General features: G+C 61.0%; 17 protein-coding genes and 1 pseudogene. 7 read left to right on the top strand and 11 right to left on the bottom strand.

Annotated elements, in window-relative coordinates; all coding sequences use genetic code 11:
• Positions 1–39: 39 nt before the first annotated feature.
• From CKW24_RS23850 to proC, 6 genes are all read left to right on the top strand, one after another.
• Positions 40–1,095, top strand: coding sequence for an ABC transporter ATP-binding protein (locus CKW24_RS23850; RefSeq protein WP_218274106.1), 1,056 nt, complete (start codon positions 40–42; stop codon positions 1,093–1,095).
• A complete protein-coding gene (locus tag CKW24_RS23855) occupies positions 1,092–2,849 on the top strand; it encodes an ABC transporter permease subunit (protein ID WP_095170786.1) in 1,758 nt (585 codons plus the stop codon). Before CKW24_RS23850 ends, CKW24_RS23855 begins: the two co-directional genes overlap by 4 nt.
• Before the next feature lie 32 nt (positions 2,850–2,881).
• Positions 2,882–3,799 (top strand): 4-hydroxy-tetrahydrodipicolinate synthase, encoded by a 918-nt coding sequence (dapA, locus tag CKW24_RS23860; RefSeq protein ID WP_095170788.1) that lies wholly within the window; start codon positions 2,882–2,884, stop codon positions 3,797–3,799.
• A 98-nt stretch (positions 3,800–3,897) separates the two neighbouring features.
• Positions 3,898–4,728 carry an IclR family transcriptional regulator gene (locus tag CKW24_RS23865; protein ID WP_095170790.1) on the top strand — a complete coding sequence of 277 codons (831 nt, stop codon included), beginning with the start codon at positions 3,898–3,900 and terminating at the stop codon, positions 4,726–4,728.
• A gap of 102 nt (positions 4,729–4,830) precedes the next feature.
• Complete coding sequence (locus CKW24_RS23870) at positions 4,831–6,036, top strand: alpha-hydroxy acid oxidase (protein WP_095170792.1); 1,206 nt, start codon at positions 4,831–4,833, stop codon at positions 6,034–6,036.
• Positions 6,033–6,821, top strand: coding sequence for a pyrroline-5-carboxylate reductase (proC, locus tag CKW24_RS23875; protein ID WP_095170794.1), 789 nt, complete (start codon positions 6,033–6,035; stop codon positions 6,819–6,821). Before CKW24_RS23870 ends, proC begins: the two co-directional genes overlap by 4 nt.
• Positions 6,822–7,375: 554 nt before the next feature.
• On the opposite strand, the gene CKW24_RS23880 is transcribed toward proC, so the two are convergent.
• From CKW24_RS23880 to CKW24_RS23910, 7 genes are all read right to left on the bottom strand, one after another.
• Positions 7,376–8,179, bottom strand: a complete 804-nt coding sequence (locus CKW24_RS23880) for an IclR family transcriptional regulator (protein ID WP_256585534.1) — start codon at positions 8,177–8,179, stop codon at positions 7,376–7,378.
• Positions 8,180–8,302: 123 nt separating this feature from the next.
• Positions 8,303–9,856 (bottom strand): AMP-binding protein, encoded by a 1,554-nt coding sequence (locus tag CKW24_RS23885; protein ID WP_095170797.1) that lies wholly within the window; start codon positions 9,854–9,856, stop codon positions 8,303–8,305.
• A 3-nt stretch (positions 9,857–9,859) separates the two neighbouring features.
• Complete coding sequence (locus CKW24_RS23890) at positions 9,860–11,563, bottom strand: ABC transporter permease subunit (protein ID WP_095170799.1); 1,704 nt, start codon at positions 11,561–11,563, stop codon at positions 9,860–9,862.
• The gene (locus CKW24_RS23895; RefSeq protein WP_095170801.1) at positions 11,560–12,630 is read right to left on the bottom strand and encodes an ABC transporter ATP-binding protein; all 1,071 of its coding nucleotides are present in this window, start codon (positions 12,628–12,630) and stop codon (positions 11,560–11,562) included. Before CKW24_RS23895 ends, CKW24_RS23890 begins: the two co-directional genes overlap by 4 nt.
• Before the next feature lie 12 nt (positions 12,631–12,642).
• Complete coding sequence (locus CKW24_RS23900) at positions 12,643–13,704, bottom strand: ABC transporter substrate-binding protein (protein ID WP_095170803.1); 1,062 nt, start codon at positions 13,702–13,704, stop codon at positions 12,643–12,645.
• A 156-nt stretch (positions 13,705–13,860) separates the two neighbouring features.
• Positions 13,861–14,625: an enoyl-CoA hydratase/isomerase family protein gene (locus CKW24_RS23905; protein ID WP_095170805.1), complete on the bottom strand. Its 765-nt coding sequence runs from the start codon at positions 14,623–14,625 to the stop codon at positions 13,861–13,863.
• A gap of 203 nt (positions 14,626–14,828) precedes the next feature.
• Entirely contained in the window at positions 14,829–15,308 is a 480-nt protein-coding gene (locus tag CKW24_RS23910) for a VOC family protein (protein ID WP_095170806.1), read from the bottom strand.
• 301 nt (positions 15,309–15,609) lie between these two features.
• On the opposite strand from CKW24_RS23910, the pseudogene CKW24_RS23915 reads away from it, so the two are divergent.
• Positions 15,610–17,735 (top strand): annotated as a pseudogene (locus CKW24_RS23915) (TonB-dependent receptor family protein).
• A 396-nt stretch (positions 17,736–18,131) separates the two neighbouring features.
• Here CKW24_RS23915 and CKW24_RS23920 read toward each other — a convergent pair.
• From CKW24_RS23920 to CKW24_RS23935, 4 genes are all read right to left on the bottom strand, one after another.
• Positions 18,132–20,321 (bottom strand): lipase family protein, encoded by a 2,190-nt coding sequence (locus CKW24_RS23920; protein ID WP_095170808.1) that lies wholly within the window; start codon positions 20,319–20,321, stop codon positions 18,132–18,134.
• A gap of 12 nt (positions 20,322–20,333) precedes the next feature.
• Positions 20,334–21,107 carry a hypothetical protein gene (locus tag CKW24_RS23925; RefSeq protein ID WP_095170810.1) on the bottom strand — a complete coding sequence of 258 codons (774 nt, stop codon included), beginning with the start codon at positions 21,105–21,107 and terminating at the stop codon, positions 20,334–20,336.
• The gene (locus CKW24_RS23930; protein WP_095170812.1) at positions 21,104–21,961 is read right to left on the bottom strand and encodes a DUF4123 domain-containing protein; all 858 of its coding nucleotides are present in this window, start codon (positions 21,959–21,961) and stop codon (positions 21,104–21,106) included. The genes CKW24_RS23925 and CKW24_RS23930 overlap by 4 nt, the downstream gene beginning before the upstream one ends.
• On the bottom strand, positions 21,958–22,832 hold an 875-nt coding region (locus CKW24_RS23935), incomplete at its 5' end, for a type VI secretion system Vgr family protein (RefSeq protein WP_143501277.1). The genes CKW24_RS23935 and CKW24_RS23930, both read right to left, overlap by 4 nt.

Consider the following 22,832-nt stretch of genomic DNA (forward strand, 5'->3'; position numbering starts at 1 on the left):
CTAACCGTAAAGAAGCTCGCTAAAAATTATGGCCAGTTCGTGGCCCTCGCTCAAACTGACCTGACCGTCGCCGATGGGGAGTTCCTGACCCTGCTCGGTCCTTCCGGCTCCGGCAAAACCACCTTGCTCAGCCTGGTGGCCGGCCTCACCCATCCCGATGGCGGCGAGGTGTCCATCGGCGACAACGATGTGACGTACCTGGCGCCCCATCATCGCGACATTGGTGTGGTGTTCCAGAACTACGCGCTATTTCCCCACATGACGATCCTGGAGAACATTGCCTTCCCGCTGAAGATGCGCAAGGTCTCGGCGACTGAGGCCCGTGAGCGGGCCATGGCCGCCCTGGACATGATCAAACTGCCGCACATCGCCCAGCGTTATCCCAAGGAGTTGTCCGGCGGCCAGCAACAACGGGTCGCGCTGGCGCGCTGCATGGTCTATCGCCCCTCGATCATCCTGATGGACGAACCCCTGGGCGCGCTCGACAAGAAGCTGCGCGAACACATGCAGCTGGAGATCAAGCGCATTCACCGGGAGCTGGGAACCACCATCATTTATGTGACCCACGACCAGGAAGAGGCGATGACCATGTCGGATCGCATCTGCCTGATGAATGCCGGGAAGATCGAGCAACTGGGCACCCCCGATGACCTGTACTTCCGCCCACGCACGCTGTTCGTTGCCGACTTCCTCGGTGAGTCGAACCTGTTGCCGGCGCAGATCGTCGCCTCCCAGGACGGGGTGCTCGATGTGCTGGTCGGCAGCCGTGGGATCAAGGCCAGCGCCACGCCAAACGGCGAGAACCTGCCGGGCGCGCACATCCACATCATGGTCCGCCCACAGAACATGCTGATTGCCAAAGCCACGGACGGCGACGTGCGCCATCTGCAGGCGAGCGTCAGCGATGTGATGGTCACCGGCAGCCTGACCAAGGTCTACATGAGCACCGAGGAGGAAGGCATTCCCGCGCTGGTCTCGGCCTTCCCGACCCGGGTCAATGGCGAGAGCTTCCAGCGCGGCGACAAGGTCTCCCTGTCCTGGCACGCCTCGGACGCCGTTGCCATCACCGAACAACCCAAGGCGGCGTTCCCATGAGCCTGTTTACCTCTGCGCCGATGCCCGCCTGGGCCAAGAACAGCCTGATGATCGCGCCGTTGCTGGTGCTGCTGGCGGTGTTCCTGGCCTATCCGGTGGGCCGCCTGCTGTCGTTGAGCATCCTCGGGCCGGAGGGCTTTTCCCTCGACGCCTACCGGCACCTGTTCGCCTCGAGCCTGTACCTCAACGTGCTGTGGATCACCTTCAAGATTTCCCTGGCCACCACCGTGCTGTCGGTGGTGCTGGGCTATCCGGTGGCCTACCTGATCTCCACGGCGCCGGCCAAGCTCAAGAGCCGCCTGGTGTTCCTGGTGCTCCTGTCGTTCTGGACCAGCTTCCTGGTCCGGGCATTCGCCTGGGTGGTGATCCTGGGACGCAACGGGGTGGCCAACAACTTCCTGATGTCCCTGGGCCTGATCGACCGACCGATCAACCTGCTCTACGGCACCGGCGCGACCCTCACCGGCATGGTGCACGCGATGCTGCCGCTCGCCGTCATGACCATGCTCGCGGTGATGGAGAACATCGACCGCAGCCTGCCCCGCGCCGCTTCTACCCTGGGTGCGCGTCCGGGCACGGCCTTCTGGACGATCTACTTCCCGCTGTCGATGCCCGGCGTGGCCGCCGCCACCATCATGGTGTTCGTCACTGCCATCGGCTTCTTCATCGTTCCGGCGCTGTTGGGTGGGCGCAAGGAAACCATGATCACCCAACTGATCATCGATCAGGTGCAACAGACCCTGAACTGGGAACTGGCCGGGTCGATTTCCGTGCTGTTGCTGGTGGTGGTGCTGGTGGTCTTCGTGATCTATGACCGGATCTTCGGCTTCGCCACCCTCACCGGCGAAGACCCGTCCGCCCAAGCCCGCCGCGACACCCTGGCGCGACGTGCAGGCAGTACGGTGCTGGCGGGCATTGGTGCGGTCAGCGACTGGCTGATCGCGCGCCTGTCGTTCAAGCGCCGGCGCAAGAGCGCTGAAGGTACGCCGCTGGTGCTCAGTGTCTTCGTCTGGACCGTGCTGGTGCTGATCAGTCTGCCGGCGCTGCTGATGATCCCGATCTCCTTCAGCAGTGCCGGCCTGCAGTGGCCACCTTCGGGCATGACGCTGCAGTGGTACGAGCAAATGCTCAATACCCCGGTCTGGACCCAGGCCCTGGTGCGCTCCCTGACGGTGGCGACCGGCGCGGGCATTCTGTCGATGCTGATCGGCGTTCCCGCAGCGTTTCTCCTGGCCCGCGGCAGGATCCGTGGCAAGGCGATCCTGCTGGCGTTCCTGCTGTCGCCGATCATCGCGCCACGAGTGATCATCGCCCTCGGCCTGTTCTACATGTTCGCCGAGCTGAAGCTGGTCGGTACGTCCATCGGCCTGATCATTGGTCACACCGTGGTGTGCGTGCCCTACGTGGTGATGACCATGATCGCGGTGCTGCGCAACTATGACCAGCGCCTGGACCTGGCCGCGCAGAGCCTGGGGGCCAGCCCCCTGAGAACCCTGCGCCACGTGACCTTCCCCCTGCTGGGCGCCGGGATGTTTTCCGCGTTCCTGTTTGCCTTCGCCACCTCGTTCGACGAACTGACGATTGCGCTGTTTTCGTCGGGCGGCCTCAACGCCACCTTGCCCAAGCAGTTCTGGGACGAGGTGACCTTGCAGGTTTCACCGGTGATTGCCGCCGTCTCCACCTGCTTGCTGATTTTCATCACCCTGCTGATTTTCGGCGCCGATCGCCTGCGTCAGCGCAGCCTGGCGCGCTGAGCCCGTAACCCATGATCAAAGGAGAAACATCCATGCTCAGTTCTGAACACCTCAAAGGTATTTTCCCGGCTATTACCACGCCGGTGCAGAGTGATGACACGATTGATGTAACCGCCACCGAAGCGCTGTTCAGTTGGTTGACCGGGCAAGGCGTGGACGGCGTGGTGCCGTTGGGCGGAACCGGCGAGTACGGTGCCCTGTCCAGGCATGAGCGGGTGCGCTTCGTCGAACTCTGCGCCAAGCTCGCCGACCAGCGCATGCCGGTGATCTGCGGGGTGCTGGACACCGGCTATCACGACGCGATGACCGCGGCGCAGGACTTTGCCAAGGCCGGCGCCGATGGCCTGCTGGTGATCACGCCCTACTACACCAACCCGACCCAACTGGGCATCCGCGACTACTTCCTGCGTTACGCCGATGAGTCGCCGCTGCCGATCCTGATCTACGAGATTCCTTATCGCACGCGGATCTCGATCGATCCCGAGGTGCTGCACGAACTGTCCCGGCATGAACGCATCATCGGCATGAAGGCCTGCAACACCGACATGTACCACTTCCTGCGGGTGATCGCCGGCGTCGATCCTGAGTTCGCCGTACTCAGCGGCGAAGACACGCTGTTCCCGCTGCAAGTGGCGGCGGGTGCAACAGGCGGGATCGTGGTCACGGCCAACCTGCTGCCGAAAACCTGGCGCCGGGTGTTCGACCTCGCCAGCGCCGGCAAAACTGCCGAGGCGCTGGCGCTGCACCGGCAATTGATTCCGCTGATGAACCTGGCGTTTTCCGAAACCAACCCCGGGCCGATGAAGTCGGTGATGGACCTGATCGGGGTCAACGCCCCTGCCCTGCTCGCGCCCCTGCGTGAGCCGAAGGAAGATCTGCGTAATGCACTGAGAGTCGAATACAGCAAACTTCTGGACATGTTCGAGAAGGCCCCAACCGCGGCCCGCTAGTTCAAAACAACGGCTGCCACGCCAGTGCCCCTGCGCTATGCAAGGGCACAGGTGAATGCCACAATCCAATGTCATGACATTTATGGACCGCTCAACAAATGCCGAATTCTCGCCCAACCAAAACCACAAAAAAAACTGCAAAAGAAGCAGTTGGCGATCCTCGTAATTCGTCATTGTATGTCGGCTCTACTGAAAAGACCTTTCAGATACTGCATGCCTTCGACCATCCGAAACGGCAAATGCCGCTCTCGGAAATAGCCACCTTGTCGGGGCTTGATCGCAGTGCCGCACAACGCCTGGTATTTACCCTGGAAGCCCTGGGATATCTACGCCGCGTACACAACACTCGGGATTACGCACTGACTTCCAAAGTGCTGCAGTTTTCCTACAACTTTCTGTGCGCCCATGAGTTGCTGCACAAGGCCGCGCCGTACCTGGTGGACCTGAGCAGTACCCTGGGCGAAACCACTAACCTGCAAGAGCTCGATGGCCACGAAGTGGTCTACGTGGGGCGCTATCCGGGCCGGCACTTGATCAACGTCGACATCATGGTCGGCAGCCGCCTGCCCGCGATATTCACCGCTTCGGGCACCGCCATCCTGTCCCACTGCAGCGCTGAAGAGCGGGAAGCGGCGATCGAGGCCACCCAACTGCGGGCACTGACCCCGCATACCGTCACCGACAAGGGTTTGTTACTCGAACGCATGCAACGCGCGGCTGAAACCGGCTACGCGATCATCGCCAATGAAACCGTACTGGGAGATATTGCCGTGGCCTCGGCCATATTGGATGAACATGGCCATGCAATCGCGGCCATTACTATCGCGGTACCGACCACTCGCTGGACTAAAGAACGCGTCGAAGAAGAACTCGCCCAACATGTTCAAGTGGTGGCGACTTCCATTTCCGCGAAGAAGTTTTTCTCCTGAAACCCGCATCAATTTCATAACTTAGCGCGTACATCGGCAATCAATAACAACCGGGCTTTATAAGTCTCGGTTGCGTTTGCCTGCATGTCTGGACGAGGGCTTATGTCATCCTTATTGAACTTTATTGATTACCGGGCCCGGGCCAGGCAACGGTTGCCAAAGGCACTGTTTGAATATATCGATCGCGGCAGTGAGGATGAACAGGCACTGCTACGCATCCGTTCCAGCCTGGACCAGATCACGCTGACGCCTTCCCTGCTCAATGGCGTCGATCAACCGGAGCTGCGCACCCCGTTGTTGGGGCAAGCGCTGGCCATGCCGCTGGTCATCGCGCCCACGGCATTGGCGGGACTGGTGTCGTTCCAGGGGGAAATACAACTGGCGCGCACCGCGCGTGACCTGGGCATTCCCTTCTGCGTTTCCACCCAGTCGGTGACCACGGTGGAAGAGATCCGCAAGCAGGTGCCGGATGCCAATCTGTGGTTCCAGTTGTACGTGTGGAAAGACCGCAACCTCACCCGCCAGTTGCTCGAACGCGTCCAGGCGGCCGGGGTCGATACCCTGGTGATCACCGCCGACACGCCGATCAGTCCGAAACGCGAATACAACGTCAGGAACGGCTTCTCTATTCCCTTGAAACCCAGCCTCGCGCTGCTGCTGGATGTGCTGGGCCATCCCTCTTGGCTGGTGTCGGTCTGGTTGCGCCAATGGCTGGCGAGCGGGATGCCTTCCTATGGGCATTACCCGGCACAGTTTCGCGCTGCGGTCACCCAACAGACAGTCCATGAGGCGGTGCGCCTGGAAAATCGCCTGACCTGGAACGACATCCGGCAGATCCGCAGTGGCTGGCACGGGCGTTTGGTCATCAAGGGCGTGTTGAGCCCCCAGGATGCGTTGCTTGCCCGGGACGAAGGCGCGGATGCCATCGTCGTCTCGGCCCATGGCGGACGTAATCTCGACATCGCGCCCGCGCCTATCCAAGTCCTGCCGGCCATCGCCGAGGCCGTCGGCGGCGACCTGCAGATCATCGCCGACAGCGGCGTGACCCGCGGCAGCGATGTGCTCAAGTACCTGGCGCTGGGAGCGGATGCGGTGATGGTCGGGCGTTTGCCGCTGTGGGGCCTGGCAGCCGCCGGCCAGCAAGGCGCCACCGACAGCCTGCGGATGCTGCGCAACGAAATGGAACTGGCCATGACCCTGCTGGGTGCGCACTCGGTGCGCGACTGCAGGAAGGCCAATGTACTCGGGCGGCAACGCGCCCTGTTTGTCAAACCAAGCCCTGGGGCTTATCCGGAGATCACCGCATGAACGTACTTTTTATCGGTTACGGACGCATGGGCAGCGCCATGGGCGAAGCCTGGCTGGCCAACGGTCTGGTTGACGCAGTTAGCGCCGTCGACCCGCATCCACAGGCGGGTCTGCGGGCAACCCTGTACCCGGATCTGCTGGCCATTGCGCCGCAAGCCTTCGACCTGATTGTGCTCGCGGTCAAGCCCGACAAAGTGTGCAGCGTCGCGGCGTCCCTGCCGGACCTGATCTGCCAGGACGCAGTGGTCATCTGCGTCGCAGCCGGCATCACCAGCGACGCCCTCGACCAGGCGCTGGCCCGACGCTGCCCGGTGATCCGGGCGATGCCCAACACCCCGGTGCTGGTGAATGCCGGCTGCACCGGGCTGTACGCCGACGCCCGGCTGGATGCGACACGGCGCGCCCTGGTCGGCCAACTGTTCGACAGCGTCGGACGTAGCTACTGGCTTGAACAGGAAAGCCTGCTGGATGCCGTCACCGCGATCTCCGGCAGCGGCCCGGCCTACTACCACCTGTTCAGCGAAGCCCTGGCCCAGGCCGGCGTCCTGCTCGGCCTGCCACCGCAACTGGCACTCAACCTGGCCCGCCAGACCGCCCTGGGCGCCGCATGCCAGCAAACCCAGGAAAACGCAGACCTGGTCGAACTGCGCACCGCCGTCACCTCCCCCAACGGCACCACGGCAGCGGCCATCAGCGTGTTCGAACAGGACCAGGCCCTGCGCCAACTGATTCAAGCCGCAACCCAGGCAGCCCATGCCCGTTCCCAGGCGTTATCGGCGGTGTAGTAGCGAGCGCCCGCTTGCGGCGCCCGCTTGCGGCTTGCTCGCGATGGGGCCAGCACAGTCAACATCGATGCTGCCTGACACACCGCCATCGCGGGCAAGCCCGCTCCCACAGGTTTCGATGGGTGTACGCAAAATCTGCGGGCACCACAAACCACTGTAGGAGCGAGCCTGCTCGCGATGAGGCAGGCACAGTCAACATCATTGGTGCCTGACCCACCGCCATCGCGAGCAGGCTCGCTCCTACAGGTTTCGATGGTGTACGCAAAATCTGCGAACAGCCAAAATCACTGTGGGAGCGAGCTTGCTCGCGATGAGGCCAGCACAGTCAACATCGATGCTGCCTGACACACCGCCATCGCGGGCAAGCCCGCTCCCACAGGGTTGATGTGGTGTATACAGAATCTGTGGGCACCTAATATCACTGTAGGAGCGAGCTTGCTCGCGATGGTCGTCAACGATGACGTTCCAAGCCTGATTCACCGCGGCGCTCATGCGTCCTTCGCGAGCTCGCTCCTACAGGGCTAGCGGGGGTATGCAAAACCGGTGGCTGGGACTCAGCTTTTGCGTTTCGCGGAGATCGAGGAGGCGGTGGAGATCAGTAGGTCGGCGTAGCGGCGCATGTCCCGCTCAGCGACCCAGCGCGAACGTGACACTGCCACGTTGACCGCGCCAATCCCGCGCCCGGAACCGTCGAGAATGGCTGCCGCGGTGGACACGTCGCCGTAGAAAAACTGGTCCTCGACGTGGGCAAACCGCTGCTGGCGCACCTGCTCCACGTTGGCCCAGATCTGCCCACGGTCAGTGATGGTGGCCGGGGTGTGCTGGACGAACTGGCTGCGGTCGAAGATGTCGTTGACCTCGTCATCCGGGTAAGTCGCCAGCAACGCCAGGCCCGGTGCGGTGCACCAGGCTGGCAAGCGGGTGCCGACAATTACGTTGGCGTTGAACACATGGCGGCTGACGATCCGCTGGACAAACACAATGTCGGTGTCGTCCATCACCGTGAGGTTGGTCGCCTCCTCGGTTTCCGCGCTCAACTGCTGCAAGTACGGCGCGGCTCGGTTCACCAGCTCACTGGAGCTGAGGTAATGAAAGGTGAAATCCAGCAGCTTGGGGGACAACTCATACTTCTTGCCCTGGTCCTTGTTCAGGTAGCCCAGGGTGGCCAGGGTATGGGTGAAGCGCTGCGCCGCGCTGAGGTCCATGCCCGTCAGCCCGGCAATTTCCGACAGCGACAGTTGCCGCTGGCTGCCATCGAAGGCCATGAGCACTTTCATGGCCTTCTCCACGGATTGCACGTACAGCGAGGAAGCGGTGGGATCAGTTGCCGGTTTTTTCGGCGGGCGGGGGTTGGCCATGGGTGCTTTACATCGCGTCGTGAAATGAAAGAATGCGGTTTGCTGGACACAGTCTATCGCTATTCACTGACAGCCTGTCACCTGGCACGAATTCTTAGTGAAATTCCCCGCCTGAACCTGCCTCTACGCTCGCTGCCCCTGCCCGTCCCACGCACCGTCGAGGGTGCGCGCCAGCAGGTGTTTCTTGATCCGCTCGCTGGGGGTCATCTCGAAGCTGGCGATTGCCCGGTAGTACCGCGGCTGCTGGTACGACGCCAGGCGCTGGCTCGCCCACTCCACGATGGCGGGCCAGTCGACCTGCGCATGTTCCTCGAACTGCACATAGAGGAGGATTTCCTGCTCGCCAATACTCGATTGCACCCCCACCGCCGCACAGGCCCGCACCGCCGGATGACTGCTGAACACCCGCTCCACTTCCCAGGCCGACACGTTCTCGCCGCGTACTCGCATGCTGTCGGTCCGGCGCCCGACGAAGAACAGGTCGCCATCGGCATCCAGGCGCGCCATGTCACCGGTGTACAAACGTCCGTTGCGCAACGCCTGGGCAGTCGCCGTAGGGTTATCCAGGTAGCCAGGCAGGAACACGCCCTCCACGCTGCTGGAGAGGACGATCTCGCCCAACTGCCCAATACCGACCGGCTGGTTTTCGGCGTCCAGCAATTCCAGGGTCAACCAGGGCAGCGGCTGGCCCACAGAGCCCGGCTTGTTGTTGCGATTGAGGGTGGCGAAGCTGGCGCATTCGGTCATGCCGTAGCACTCGCGCAACTGGCAGCCGAAACGCTGTTCGATGGCCGCCCAGTTGTTCACGGACACCCCCGCCCCCCACAACGTGCGCAGGCTATGCGCGGTCGGCCAGGTGGCGGCATCCTGTTGCATGAGGATGTCCAGCACCCCGCCCAGATAATGCAACTGCGTGGCCCCGACCGCCGCGCACTGATCCCAGAAACGACTCGCGGAAAAACGCTGCACCACGTTCAACTGGACGTCGGCCAGGAATGGCAGCAACAACATTTGCGCGCCACCGATATGGCACAGGGGCTCCCACAACAGCAGGCGATCGCCCGCCTGCACATCGGCCACCAGCAACACTGCCTCGCCGGCGATGCGCATCATCCGATGGGTAAAGATCACGCCCTTGGGGGCACCGGTGGTACCCGAGGTGTAGATCAGGCACAGCGGCGCATCGCTGGCGCTGTCCAGCCATTGCAACGGTGCATCCGGATACTCCTCGGCGGCACGCTGCAAGGCCGTGATCGACTGGTACGGTAAAGCAGCGGCCGCACCCTGGCGCAGCAGCGGCTCGAACTCGGCGTCCGCCACCACCAGCTCGGGCCGAGCGTGTTCGAACGGATAATCCAGCCCCGGGCCGCGCAGCCGGGTATTGATTGGAATCCACACCAGCCCGGACAGGATCAACGCGTAGATCAACACGATCTGCTCGTCGCTGTTGCCCAGCATCACCGCCACCCGTTGCCCGGGGCGCAGCCCTTGCGCAGCCAGCACCGCCTGCAGGGCCGCGACCCGGGCCCGCAGTTCGGCGGTTTGCAACGAGCGCCCTTCGAAGGTGATACGCACCCGGCTGTCATCGTTCATCAGGCCGGCGTGAATCAGCGGCGCGGCCGTCAATGGGTCGTGGGTGATGCGCTGGGGGAAAAATTCGCTAGGAAAGTTTTGCATCGTTCAAGAGCCTTGGCGTTTGGAAAGAGAGCGTCGCGCGACCCATTGGGCGACCACCACGAACAGCACGATGAAGCCCAGCAGCGTGGTGGATACCGCCGCCAGCGTCGGCGTGAGCGCCAACTGGATGCTGTCCCACATTTGCTTGGGCAAGGTGGTGTTGATCCCGCCGCTGACGAAGATCGCGACAGTCAGGTCGTCGAACGAGGTAATGAACGCCAGCAGGAATGCCGACATCAGGCTGCCCGCCATCAACGGCAGGGTCACCGTGCGCAACCTGGTGAAGGTCCCGGCACCGAGGATCCGGGCCGCATCGTCCAGGCGCATGTCGTATTGGCGAAAGGCCGCCGCCAGGGTCACCACCACGTAGGGCAACGCCAGCACCGTATGCCCGAGCACCAGGCCCAGGTCCTTGCCGGCCAGGCCCAGGCGGGAGAACAGGTACAGCAACCCGAGGGCGATGACGATGCGCGGCACGATCAGCGGCGCGATGAACAAGGCGAACAGGCCCTTGCGCCAGCGCGCCGACATGCGGGTCATGGCCATGGTCGCGCCAAACCCCAGCACCAGCGCCAGCAACGCCGTCGCCACCCCCACGCCAAAGGAGCGCAGCAATGCCGCCTGCCATACCGGCGAGGTAAAGAACTCGATGAACCACTTGAAGCTGTAGAGCTTGGGCGGGAACGCAATGAATGGACTGCTGGTAAAGGCCAGCGGAATCACCACCAGCACCGGCAGGATCAGCAGCAACACCAACAGCACGCTGTAGCCCGGCAGCATCACCCCATCACCACCGCGCGGGCGCCCGGAGCTGAAGCGTGAACAGAAATGCCCGATGCCGAACAACAGCCGCAGGCCCAGGCCGGACTGCCGGCCCTTGGGTGCTTCGCCGCCGAGGGAAGACAACCCCGCAACCCGGTCGTAGATCACGAACACCAACAACGAGCAGATCAGCAGCACCACCGACAGCGCGCCGGCAAAGTGCATGTCGAACAGGTCGAGTACCGAGGAAATGACCAATTGGGCGACCATCATTTCCCGTGGCGAACCCAGCAGCGCGGGAACGATGAAAAAGCCCAGGCTGGTAATGAACACCAGCAGCGCAGCGGCGGCGATACCCGGCGCCGACAGGGGCAGGAAGATACTGAAGAAACTCATCGGGCCACTGGCGCCGAGGGTTTGCGCGGCGGGTGCCAGGCGCTGGTCGATGCTGCGCATGATCGGCAGCAAGGTGATGACCGCCAGCGGCAGCATCGAGTGGACCATGCCGATCAGCACGCCGGACAAGGCCGGGACCATCCCGGACGGATTATCGATGAACTGCGCCACCAGGCTGGTGACCAGGCCCTTGCGCGACAACAACAGCATCCAGGCGTACGTCTTGACCAGGTAACTGGTCCAGAACGGCAGCATGATCCACAGCATCCAGCGCTCGCGGCCCTGGGGCGACAAGCGCGTCAGCAGGTAGGTCACCGGGTAGGCCAGCAGTACCGAGAGGATCGCAGTCAACGCCGAAATCCAGAAGGTGATGCCCAGCACCCGGCCATAGACCGGCGTCGAGGCGATGCGTTCGAAGTTGCTCAGGCTCAGGTAGCCGGCGCTGTCCTGGAAGCTGCCCATGAGCATTTCGGCGACCGGCAACAGAAAGAACACCGCGAGGAACAATAGGGCCGGGATCGCCGGCAACAGCCGTCTAGGCAGGCTCATGGCTGCACCTGCGCAGGCAACAAGGTGGCACGGTGGGCGTCCCAGGTGATGCCGACGGCGTCGCCAACCCGCGGGTTGATGTGGCGCGCGCAACGCACGCTGAACCGGGCGCCCGAAGGCAGGCGAATCAGCGCTCGCGTATCGCTGCCGAGAAACACGCATTCGTCGACACTGCCCACCAGCAGGCCGGCACTCGGTTCAGTCAGGCGAGCCGCTTCCGGGCGCACCAGGACGAAGTGGTCCGCGCTGTCGACCTTGGCCGACACCTCGTGGCCTATGCAGCCGCTGAGTTCCAGCAGGCGTCCTTCGACGTGCAGTTGGCTGGCACTGGTGCGCTTGCCCTGCAGCACGTTGGAGTGGCCGATGAACTCGGCGGCGAACAGGCTGGCCGGGCGGTCGTAGAGCTCCTCGGGAGTCGCCAGTTGCTCAATGCGTGCCTTGTTCATCAGGCAGATGCGGTCCGACAGGGTCAGCGCTTCTTCCTGGTCGTGGGTCACGTAGATGAAGGTCGCGCCCAGCTCCTTGTGCATGCGGCGGATTTCCAGCTGCATGTGCTCGCGCAGATTCTTGTCCAGCGCCCCCAGGGGTTCGTCCAGCAGGATCACCGAGGGCCGATAGGCGAAGCAGCGCGCCAGGGCAATACGCTGCTGTTGGCCACCGGAAAGTTCACTGGGATAACGATGGGCGAACTCGTGCATGCGCACCATTTCCAGCGCCGCATCGACCGCGGTTTCCAGTTCGCGCTTGGGGTACTTGCGCATGCGCAAACCGTAGGCGACGTTGTCGCGCACGCTCATGTGGGGAAACAGCGCATAGCTCTGGAACACCAGGCCGATTCCGCGTTTGCCGGGAGCGATGTGGGTGGCCTCCTGGCCGTCGATCAGCAACTGCCCACTGCTGGGCGGCACCAGCCCGGAGATCATTTGCAGCAGGGTCGACTTGCCTGAGCCCGAAGGCCCCAGGAGCGTCAGGAACTCCCCTTCGCGCACCTGGATATCGGTGGGCTGCAGCGCGACGAACTGGCCATAGGTTTTGCCCAGGCCACGTGTTTCGAGTTTTACGCTCATGCAACGACTCCCTTACGACAAGATCCAGGCGTTAAAACGTTCAGTCACCTGAGTGCGGTTGGCTTCCCACCATTGCGGGCTGGGCAGGCGCATGTTCTTCAGGTTCTGCGGCGCGGTGGGCAGCAGCGCGGCCCGTTCGGCGGGGATCTGCTCGAAGGATTTGCGGTTGGTCGGACCGTAGGCCAGGTCATTGGTGAAGGCGGCCTGGCGTTTGGCGTCGGCGCAAAATCGCACGAATTGCTTGGCCATCTCGGCGCGCGGGGTGCCTTTGGGAATGGCCCAGCCTTCGATGGAGTACAGGCCCTGGTTCCACTCGATCTGCACCGGTGCACCGTTCTCCAGCGCGGCCTGGGCGCGACCGTTCCAGATCGAGATCAGGTCCACTTCGCCGCTCTGGATCGCTTGCATGGCCTGGGCTCCGGAGGTCCACCACAGGTCGATGTGCGGCTTGATCCGGTCCAGGCTCTTGAAGGCCCGGTCGACGTCCAGCGGATACAGCGCGTCCAGCTCGACGCCGTCGGCCAGCAGGGCCTGTTCCAGGGTGTCCAGCGGACTGCGGCGCAGGCAGCGGCGACCGGGAAATTTCTCGACGTTCCAGAAATCCGCCCAGGACTGAGGGGCGTTGTTGGCAAAGGTGTCGGTGCGATAGGCCAATACCGTGGAGTACACATCGACGCCGAGGAAGTTCGGGGTAATGGCCTCCGGCAGCAGGTCCGGAAACTCTTCGCTGCTCAAGCCGATCGGCTCGAGGAAGCCCTGGCTCTCCAGGTAGGGGATGTCGGCCGAGATCGTCAGGGTGGTGACATCCCAGACGAAGTTGCGGGTCTTGACCATGGCCGCGAGCTGCGCGACCGGCTGTGCTTCGCGGGCGACGCTGATCACCTTGATCCCGGTGGCTTGCTCGAAGGGGTCGTAGAACGCGATGCGATAGGCCTTGGTGTAGGGGCCTCCGGGGTCGGAAACAATAATTTGCCGCGCACTGGCGCGGACCACGCTCGGCAGGCTGCAGGCCAGTGCGAGGGTCATGCCGGCCTTGAGCAGATTTCGACGGTCAGGGCTTTCTGGATTATTCATGAAGGACTCCTGCGAAAAACGAAAGCATCGATAAAAGGCGAAGACATCGGCAGTTCACAAGGTCGTGGGGGTTGCCGGTGAGGGTACGTTGCCGCCGCCGTGCGCATTGTTGTAGCCACCGACCCACTAGGCCGGCGGCGAGTTACCAGGAGTGAATCAGGCCTGTTTGGCCCGTTGCTGGAAGAACGCTTCCATCATGCGCGCCGGCTCACCGGAGTCGTACGCCTCTTTCTGCAGGCGCTGGCCGGCTTCGATGGCGCTCTTGAAATCGGGGTCGCTCATTTCGCGGAAACGCTGCTTGTCCAGGCGCATGGCCACCGGCGGTTTGTTGGCCAACTCGTTGGCCACCTCCAGGGCCTTGGCGAACACTTGCTCGGCCGGCACCATGTAGTGGATCAGGCCGATGCGGTGGCACTCCTCGGCGTCCATCAGGCGCCCGGTCAGGGTCAGCTCGATGGTGCGCGACATGCCCAGCATGCTGTTCATGATCCACGGCCCGGTGGTGCTTGGAATGCCCGAGTTGATCTCCGGCTGGCCCATGCGCACGCCTGGATGACCGACCCGGATATCCCCCAGCAGCGCAACCTGGAAGGCGGAACCTGCCGCCGTGCCGTTCAGGGCCATGACCAGTGGCTTGGACAACCCCCGCAAGGTGGCGTAGTAGCGTTCCCACTCACCGACCCATTGCACTGCGCGCTCACCATCAAAATCATGGGCTTCGGAGAGGTCCTGCCCCGCCGAAAAAGCACGGTCCCCCGCGCCGGTCATGATCACTGCCTTGATCGACGCGTCGGCGTCATAAGCCAGCAAGGCGTCGATGATTTCGTCACGCATGGCGGTGGTCCATGCATTCAAGACTGCCGGGCGATTGAGGGTGATAACTGCCACGGAACCTTGAGTTTCTAGCACAATGTTTGACATGGTTATCTCTATGCAATAGTTGATGTCTAATTACGATATAACCATATTGATTTACCCGCAAGCGGAAAGATCGCGCTCGCGGCTGCTTGGTGCAAGGTCGGGTAATCGGGGGGATAAGGCTGGGGGGTCAGGCTGGCGCAGACCGGGTGCTGCAGATGTCGGGGCCAGGACAGTCGGCCTGCCCTGCCCCCAGTTGACGCGGGTTAACCCTTGATCGCGGCCTCAATGGCGGCGACATCGATTTTGCCCATCTCCATCATTGCCGCGAAGGCGCGCTTGGCCACCGCTCGGTCGGGGTGGGTGAAGGCCGCCGTGAGCACTCGCGGAGTGATCTGCCACGACAGTCCCCAGCGGTCCTTGCACCAGCCGCAGGCGCTGGCCTCGCCGCCGTTGCCGACAATCGCGTCCCACAGGCGGTCGGTTTCGGCCTGATCGTCGGTCGCGACCTGGAACGAAAACGCCTCGTTATGCTTGAACGCCGGCCCGCCGTTGAGCCCCAGGCAAGGGATGCCCATCACATTGAACTCCACCGTCAACACATCGCCCTGTTTGCCCGCCGGGTAGTCACCGGGCGCACGATGCGCAGCGCCCACCGTGCTGTCCGGGAAGGTCTTGGCGTAGAAGGTCGCGGCGTCCAGGGCATCGCCGTTGAACCACAGACAGATCGTATTTTTGCTGACCATTTTGTTTCTCCAGAATTGGCACAGACCGGTTCATTCTAGCTGCACCGTTCATCGCCCCCATGGCAGCATGGCGGTTTACCCAGGATCAGGAAGATCATGCTTATTCGACTGACGCAGGTTTCGTCTTCATCGATGAGTGGGAGCCCTTGGCCAGTCATCCGTAGACCCTGGTCCAGACCATGATCTGGCAGGCAAGCCACTGAAATTCACGGTAAAAAACCGCGTTTTCATGTGTTCCCCGGGGGCTCCCCGGCGTCGCAGTTGTTTACTGCCCGCCCCCTTTTCGTCTGGAGTTCGCCCGATGCCCGCGTCCAAATCCTTGCCCACTGCATTACTCGGCCTGGCCCTGGCCTGTCCGGCCATGGCCGAGGCGCAGGGCCTGGAATTGGGCCAGGTGCTGATCGGTGCCGAAGAGCGCAGCGGCGAAGACGCGTCGGTGGAAGAAGCCAAGGCCCGACTGGCCCAGGTGCCCGGTGGCACTAACGTGGTCGACCTGCGCCGACCGCTCCAGGGCCGGGTTGCCAGCAACCAGGATGTGTTGGCCTATCAGCCGGGGATCTATGCCCAGTCCGCGGGCAACGAAGGGGTCAAGATCTCGATCCGTGGTTCGGGGATCAACCGCGCCCCGGGCGCCCACGCCTCGGGACTGTACGCCATGCTCGACGGCCTGCCTTTGACCGGCCCAGGCGGCACCCCCTATGAACTGCTCGAGCCGCTGTGGCTCGATCACGTGGAAGTGTTGCGCGGCGCCAACGGTTTCGACCGCGGCGCCCTCGCCCTGGGCGGCGCCATCGACTACGTCAGCACACCGGCTATGACTCACCGCTGTTGCAGGTGCGCTACGGGATCGGCAGCCACGGCTACCAACAGCGCCAGATCAGCTCCGGCCAGGTGCTGGGCGACTTCGATTACTACCTGGCCGTGACCGATGCCCGCTCCGATGGCTACCAGGACCACACCGCCAGCGACAGCCAGGGGTTCATCGCCAACGTCGGCTATCGCTTCAACCCGAATCTGGAAACCCGCTTCTACCTGCGCTACCGCCAGACCGACAACGACCTGGCCGGGCGGGTCAGCAAGTACTCGATCGAGCACGACCCACGGGCTGCCAACCCTGCGTACGTGACGCGCGACGATCGCCGCGAGCAACCGGGCAGCACCTTCATCGGCAACAAGACCACCTACTACATCGACGACGATTCGAGCATCCAGACCGGCCTGGTCTACCACGACTACCCGATGGACCTGCGCGAAGGACCCAACCGCCTGAAAGTCGCCTACAGCGATGTCAGCGGCACCTTCGACTACAAGCGCCGCGACACCCTCTGGGGCCTGGAAAGCCAGAGCACCCTGGGCCTGCGCACCACCAAGCACCTGCCCAACGCCGGCGCCAGCGAAGAAGTGCGCATCCCCACCGGCAACACGGCAGGCTACGTCCCGGGCACACCGATGCGCGACTTCACCTACCAGGGTTCGGACTCCGTGCTGCACGCCGGCAACGACCTGGAAATCGCCGACGACCTGTGGCTGACCACCGGCCTCGCCGCCCTCTACACCCGCCGCGAAAGCGCCGTCACCTACCCCGAGGAAGGCGGCAAGACCAGCCAACACGACTGGGACTACGCCGCCCGCCTGGGCCTGCGCTACCAGTTGACGCCCGGCGTGCAAGTGTTCGGCAACCTCAGCCGCTCGGTGGAAGCGCCCCACCCCTGGTCGCTGATCTACAGCTCGAACATTCGTTTCCCGCAAGGCAGCGGTCCCGCCACCGGCACCCAGCGCGACCCGATCGAACTGCAAAACCAGACCGCCACCACCCTCGAACTCGGCGGACGCGGCGATGCCGTCCTCGGACAATGGAGCCTGTCCTGGTACTACGCCCAGGTCCGCCATGAACTGCTCTCCGTCCTGCCGGACGCCAACACCGTCACCCCCTACGAACTCAACGCCAGCCCCACCGTGCACCAGGGCGTGGAAGCCAGCCTGCAAAGCACCCTGTGGGCATCGCCAACCGGCGAACAACTGAGCCTGCGCCAGAGCTACACCTTCAGCGACTTCCACTACCGCGACGACGACCACTTCGACGACAACCGCCTACCCGGCCTGCCGATGCACTACTACCAGAGCGAACTGCGCTACGACTGGCCCCGGGGCTTCTTCGCCGCAATCAACAGCCAACTGGTCTCCAAAGTCGCCGTCGACTACGCCAACAGCGAATACGCCGACCCCTACGCCCTCTTCGGCGCCACCCTGGGCTACAACGCCCCAAAGGGCGACTGGCAAACCTGGCTGGACCTGCGCAATTTGACGGATAAGCGGTACGCGGCGACGGTTACGCCGGGGTATGACGATAGGGGGCTGGATGCAGCACGGTCGACGCCTGGGGAAGGGTTTGGGGTTTATGCGGGGGTTTCTTGGAGTTTGCGGTGAGGGGGAAAGATCAGTGGGGAGGCCGCTAGCGGCCAATTGACCTCCTTGCGTAAACCTGACCTTCTCGCAAGCCGGCGCTTAGTCGCCAATTAACCCGGTATCTGTGCCGGCGCCCCTGCCTTGTCCCAATGATGGACCAGGTTTCGACTGGAAATACTAAGGTCCGTTTTCAGTTTGGAATCGTCGTCCATCAAGCTACTTAAACTCGATCAGCACGACTACAAATTGAAGTAGGCGTATGTGAGGCACGCTACAGGAGTTGCCTATGATAACTACGGCTCAGGGAATCCCGTAGAAGCGCTTGCAGACGTTCTTGAAGGACTCCTGAAACCTTAGATAACCTGCCGGATATCTTGCTGGCAACCATTTCGAAGCGTTGCCTGCTACCGTCCTGTTTCAGACGATTGAATCAATATCAAGTGTGTGTGGTGCGCCGATTGGGCGACCTAATATGGACGCGAATAATTCATGGTCGCTTTCTACTGCGGTGGGCGCCATGGCCAGTTGTTCAGCTACTCTGTTTTCAGGGTGGGCCTGCCAGCGAAGCAAGTTTTTTGCCAGTGCTTCGGCATCTTGTGAAAGCAAACCGTAGACCTTCGCTGCGTCAACCTTATCCTTATGCACGGTCGCTAATCGGTCGCGGGTCTCTTGCACTTTATCAACCTCTCGGTTAAATGCATCAACTGCAGGTTCGTGAGTTTCACGATATTTGAAACTACGACCCCGCAAGTCATTGCGTTTACTGCGCAACTGGTCGGTAATTCGTGTCAGAGCACCATCTACGAAATCGAATTCACGGTCGGTGACCAGCGAGCTCTTCAGCTTCAGCGATTCCTGCGCGCGCTTAAGAGCGGCCCAGCAGTTGGGAATATAGCCCCCCACCATTGAGTGATTGCCACCATGAAAAGCCTGAGAAATCAAACCGGGGCGGTTGGGGAGGTCATTGATTTGCTGGACAGCCAACGAGCAGGCGGCGTGCTGGGTAATGGTGTCGCAACCAGGCTCCCAGAGGATCGAAGATTTCTCTTTGCCTCCAAGCTCCACCGGAAAGAAGTGGCGCAACTTGCCGTGGTGCTCATAGGGTTCACCGCTCAGGTTGGTAATGCCCGCAGAAAACACTGCGAGCCCCGCTGGAACGTTTACGAAGGTTAAGGCTGCCCCTGTCGCATAGACCGAGGTCTTGGTGTTCATCCATGTTCCAGGCACGCTCGGCACTGGGTCGTTATGGTTGACCATGCGGTAATGCACTAAGTCAGCAGCCCCTTTTACAAAGGTAGCGTCAGCCGCTCTTGGGGAGCCGTAAGTGTACAGCACGATGTCCACTTCATATTCTTTCTGGCGCCGTAGCATCTCCGAGAGCAGCAAGGTGATTGCCCCGCCCAAGCTGTGGCCGCAAATGATCAGCTTCTGTCCGGTGTGGAACTTGTCGAGATACTTCATCGTGAGGTCATAGACCTTCAGCGCGGCGTCATAGAATCCTCGGTGCACCTTGCCCACGCCCTCCACAAAGGGGACTTGGAGTGCATCGGCATCACGGAGCCCATCGGCTAACTTTTCGTTGGTGCCGCGTACGGAAATCAGGACCAACTCATCGTTATGAGTGATAAACGCTTGGGTGTCGGTATCAACTTTCTGGCCTCGATCATCAAGAAAATGAATGCTTTCGGGGGTTTCTTGGTCCGTGCCTAACGCAGGATCATTCGATGGGTAGAGCTCTGGATCAAACGGCACTACTTCCAGACGCTTGGAGTACGGTACATCTTCGTATAGCGGGTAGTACGCCTTGGATTGGGCGGGGTCGGCTTTCCATATTTCATCGAACTTCCCCAGAGCATCACCAAACCAGTTACCCACGCTTGGTTTTTGCGGGAAACTTACTTTTTTGTCTCTGATCGGCGCCTTATCAGGCTCTTGACCAAAGGGGTTGTAGCTCAAGGTGGCCATAATGGCGAGTTGATACAGATTCAGCGAACAGAAGGCTGAGTCGGTGGAGAGCATCGGGCGTAAGGCCCGTAAAGGACGAACCTCCAACACATTGTGCTTGTTGGGAAGTAGGCAGACACCGCGTTTACCATGCTCGCGCATCAGCTTGGCCCACCCCTGATTGGGCGGGTAGTGGTTCTCGACTTCGGGCGGTAAATGCGCGACATGGTCAACCAAGTGACGTACTTCGACTTGGCAGAAAAAATCTGCACAGGCTTGCGCGGGATTGCTTTGGGTGCGCGAGCCATCGTTATGAAAACAACGCGTTTGCTCGGCGCGAACTTGGAGTTCGGTTATCGGGAGTCGGTAGTGGGGCCTTTGTGTCCGGCGCACATAGGTCAACTCTTGTCCTTGATATTGCTCTTCGAGTATCAAGGCTATTGGACCCGCGAAGTGGTTTTCTACCTTGCCTGTGCCCGTAAGGTCGAGCTTGCCGGTGTATGCGTGACCTTCTGTATCGATAACTTTATAAGACAGTCCAGCATAAGATCGCCCCTCGCCAAACTCATCCACCAACTGAAAGCTGGTCCACTTACCTTGAGCTGGGCAGGTAAACATACGGTTGTTTAGCGGGTGCTTCAGCTCTTCATCCAAATTGCTCATTGAGAGATTTCCTTATTCTGTACAACCGGGATAAATGGTGCAGCTACGCCCATCTGGCATTTTGAAACTGCTGAAGTCTTTATGGTTTCCGAAGCAATACGCATCTTGATCTTCGAAACCTTTACCCATACAGCGCTTCCAGCCATTCGGGACCTTGACCCAAGTGTCTCCCCAGCCGGGCCTTTCCTCATCAGCCAGCTTGATCTTCAGCTTCACGGTTTTACCCGGCAGTTGATCCAAGGTGTAAGCCCCTACGGGGCGTCCTTTCGTCACCATGCCCTGATCATCAATTTTTTTGCATTCGAGGAGTTTTCTTATATATCGCTTAGGGCCTACAGTACGGAATAGCCATTGGCACTGACCATTTATGGCGTTTTCTCCAGTAGCATCAAAAGCCCCTTTGTATTGCTCTTCCAGTTGTTCCAAAACAATCACAGCAGTTGTATCACCACTGAAGTCTCCTCGGGTTTTCCCATAAGTAGCATTAATTTCCAGATCTATTTTATAGATGGCCAGAAGACAACCTTTGACGGTGCGGTAAACTGGGATTTCAGATTCTGGCTTGTACTCTGTACGCCACTCCCGGTTAAAGCCAAGGTACGGGTTGTCATCAAGCGTGACCGTACAAGTTTCGTCCTTGGCGGGGGCATACTTTGCTATGGCGTAATAAGCGAAGTTCGGAGGCAGGTCTGCCGTAAAGGTGAAGCTTTCCGACTTTCCAGTAGCGCACCCTGCTGTCAGGACGATGCAGGGCCCCAAAAGCAGTGCTTTAAGTATTTGCTTCATAGCGGGGCATCTCCTTGCCAAAATTGTGTTGCCTGATAAACCCGCTCGAAATGAGCTGCCGGTGTTTCATCAGGGCGGGCCTTCCAGCGCTTTCCAAAGTTACCGTCTGAGTCCTTTAAGCTCTGGATCAACAAGAACTCCAGTTGCTCCGGCGCTTGCCAACCCCAAGTGTCAGCCAAGGCCAACTGAGTGCTGAGCCATAGATCGGGGTCTTGTTGTTCAGCAATTAGAGCGTAGGCATCCAGATGTTCAGCCAACAAGTAGCGACGGGCATTGACCTCGCGTATGTGCGCGGACTGATCGCCCTCAACGGGAATCTCGCACCATGCAGGGTTTTCAGGAGCGGGGTGGTTACCCGGTGCGGGGTTACTGAGCGTTTCCCAGTGCTGACCTTGCCAGTAGCAGACGCTGATAATTGGCCCCAAGTACCCCGGAATAGCCTCAGTGGCTAAGTGTTTCAGTGCGCGGGTCAATACTCGGTTGTCATGGAAACGATAGAGCGCCTGATACGGTCTCGTCCCGACAATCAGACGTTCACGCCAATGTTTGACCAGCTCCTGTAGCCCTGCCTCAAGTGGAATACTGGCAAGCCATCCCCAGTTCCTTTCAGAGGCCTTGAGCAACTCGTTCAGTTGTCCGTCTTCCGGATTTTCGATCAGAAACATGAAGGGCCCTGCATCCGCCAGGTCTGCGACCGGTGTCTCGCTGTACACACTGCAATACTGGTCAGCGTCTTGAGAATCCAGCAGAGCCTGACGTGTTTGGCGTTCGTCCTCAGAGTCCAGAATCAGGCACAAAGAATGTCCGAATTGGTGTTGTTCGATCATCCATTGTTGAGGAGACATGTTGGTCATGCTGTAGCTCCTTCAATCAGACAAACACCATTTTTGCAGGCCTCGCAGATCGGGCAGAAATCAGGGCTTTTAACTTTCGAGATGGCCATCAGGGCGTACTGGGAAGGGGCAATCATAGGCGGGAGCGCGGCAGGAGCCATTAGCGCAGTCAATGCCCCCGGCAATATTGGATTGGCCGCAGTTCCTCCTATTGGGGCGCCACCTATTTGAATCTCGGTACTGCTGAAAATACCGCCAGGGCCAATCACGATGTGCTGACCACCGCCTTTCAAGGTAATGCTGGCCCCTGCGTCCAGGATCAGATGGGCACCGGCCTTGAGGTGGACTTGTAGACCCGCCTCAATCACCACCGTTTGCCCTACACGGGTGTGGCTGCTGCTAGCGACCTGCAAATAGTCATTAGCCTTGAGCTGGACTTTGCGGTCAGCGGTGACGGTGCGTTGCTCTTCAGCTTCTAGTACCGCAATGCTGTTGCCCCTGATGGTTTCCCGGCGCTCGTTACCTACTTCCAGTCGGCTGTCATTTTCGACCTTCTGCTCCATGTCACGCTGAGCACGCAGGTAGATCAGTTCCTGTCCCGCACGGTCTTCAATCGACAGTTCGTTGTAGCCGCCACTGGCGGGTGAGCTGTGGCTGCGCAGGACCGTTTTGGTTTTGTTCGCAGGCAAGGCGTACGGCACAGGCATGACCTTGTTAGGCACGCACCCGGTAATCAACGGATTGTCGGGATTACCTTCCAGGTAAGTCACCACCACTTCCATGCCGATGCGCGGGATGGTCACCGCACCGAAACTGTCTCCCGCCCAGCTGGATGACACCCGTAACCAGCAACTGCTCTTGTCGCTACCCAGTTCGGCGCGGTCCCAATGGA

The organism is Pseudomonas sp. Irchel 3H3 (genome assembly GCF_900187635.1).
Taxonomy (GTDB): Bacteria; Pseudomonadota; Gammaproteobacteria; order Pseudomonadales; family Pseudomonadaceae; genus Aquipseudomonas.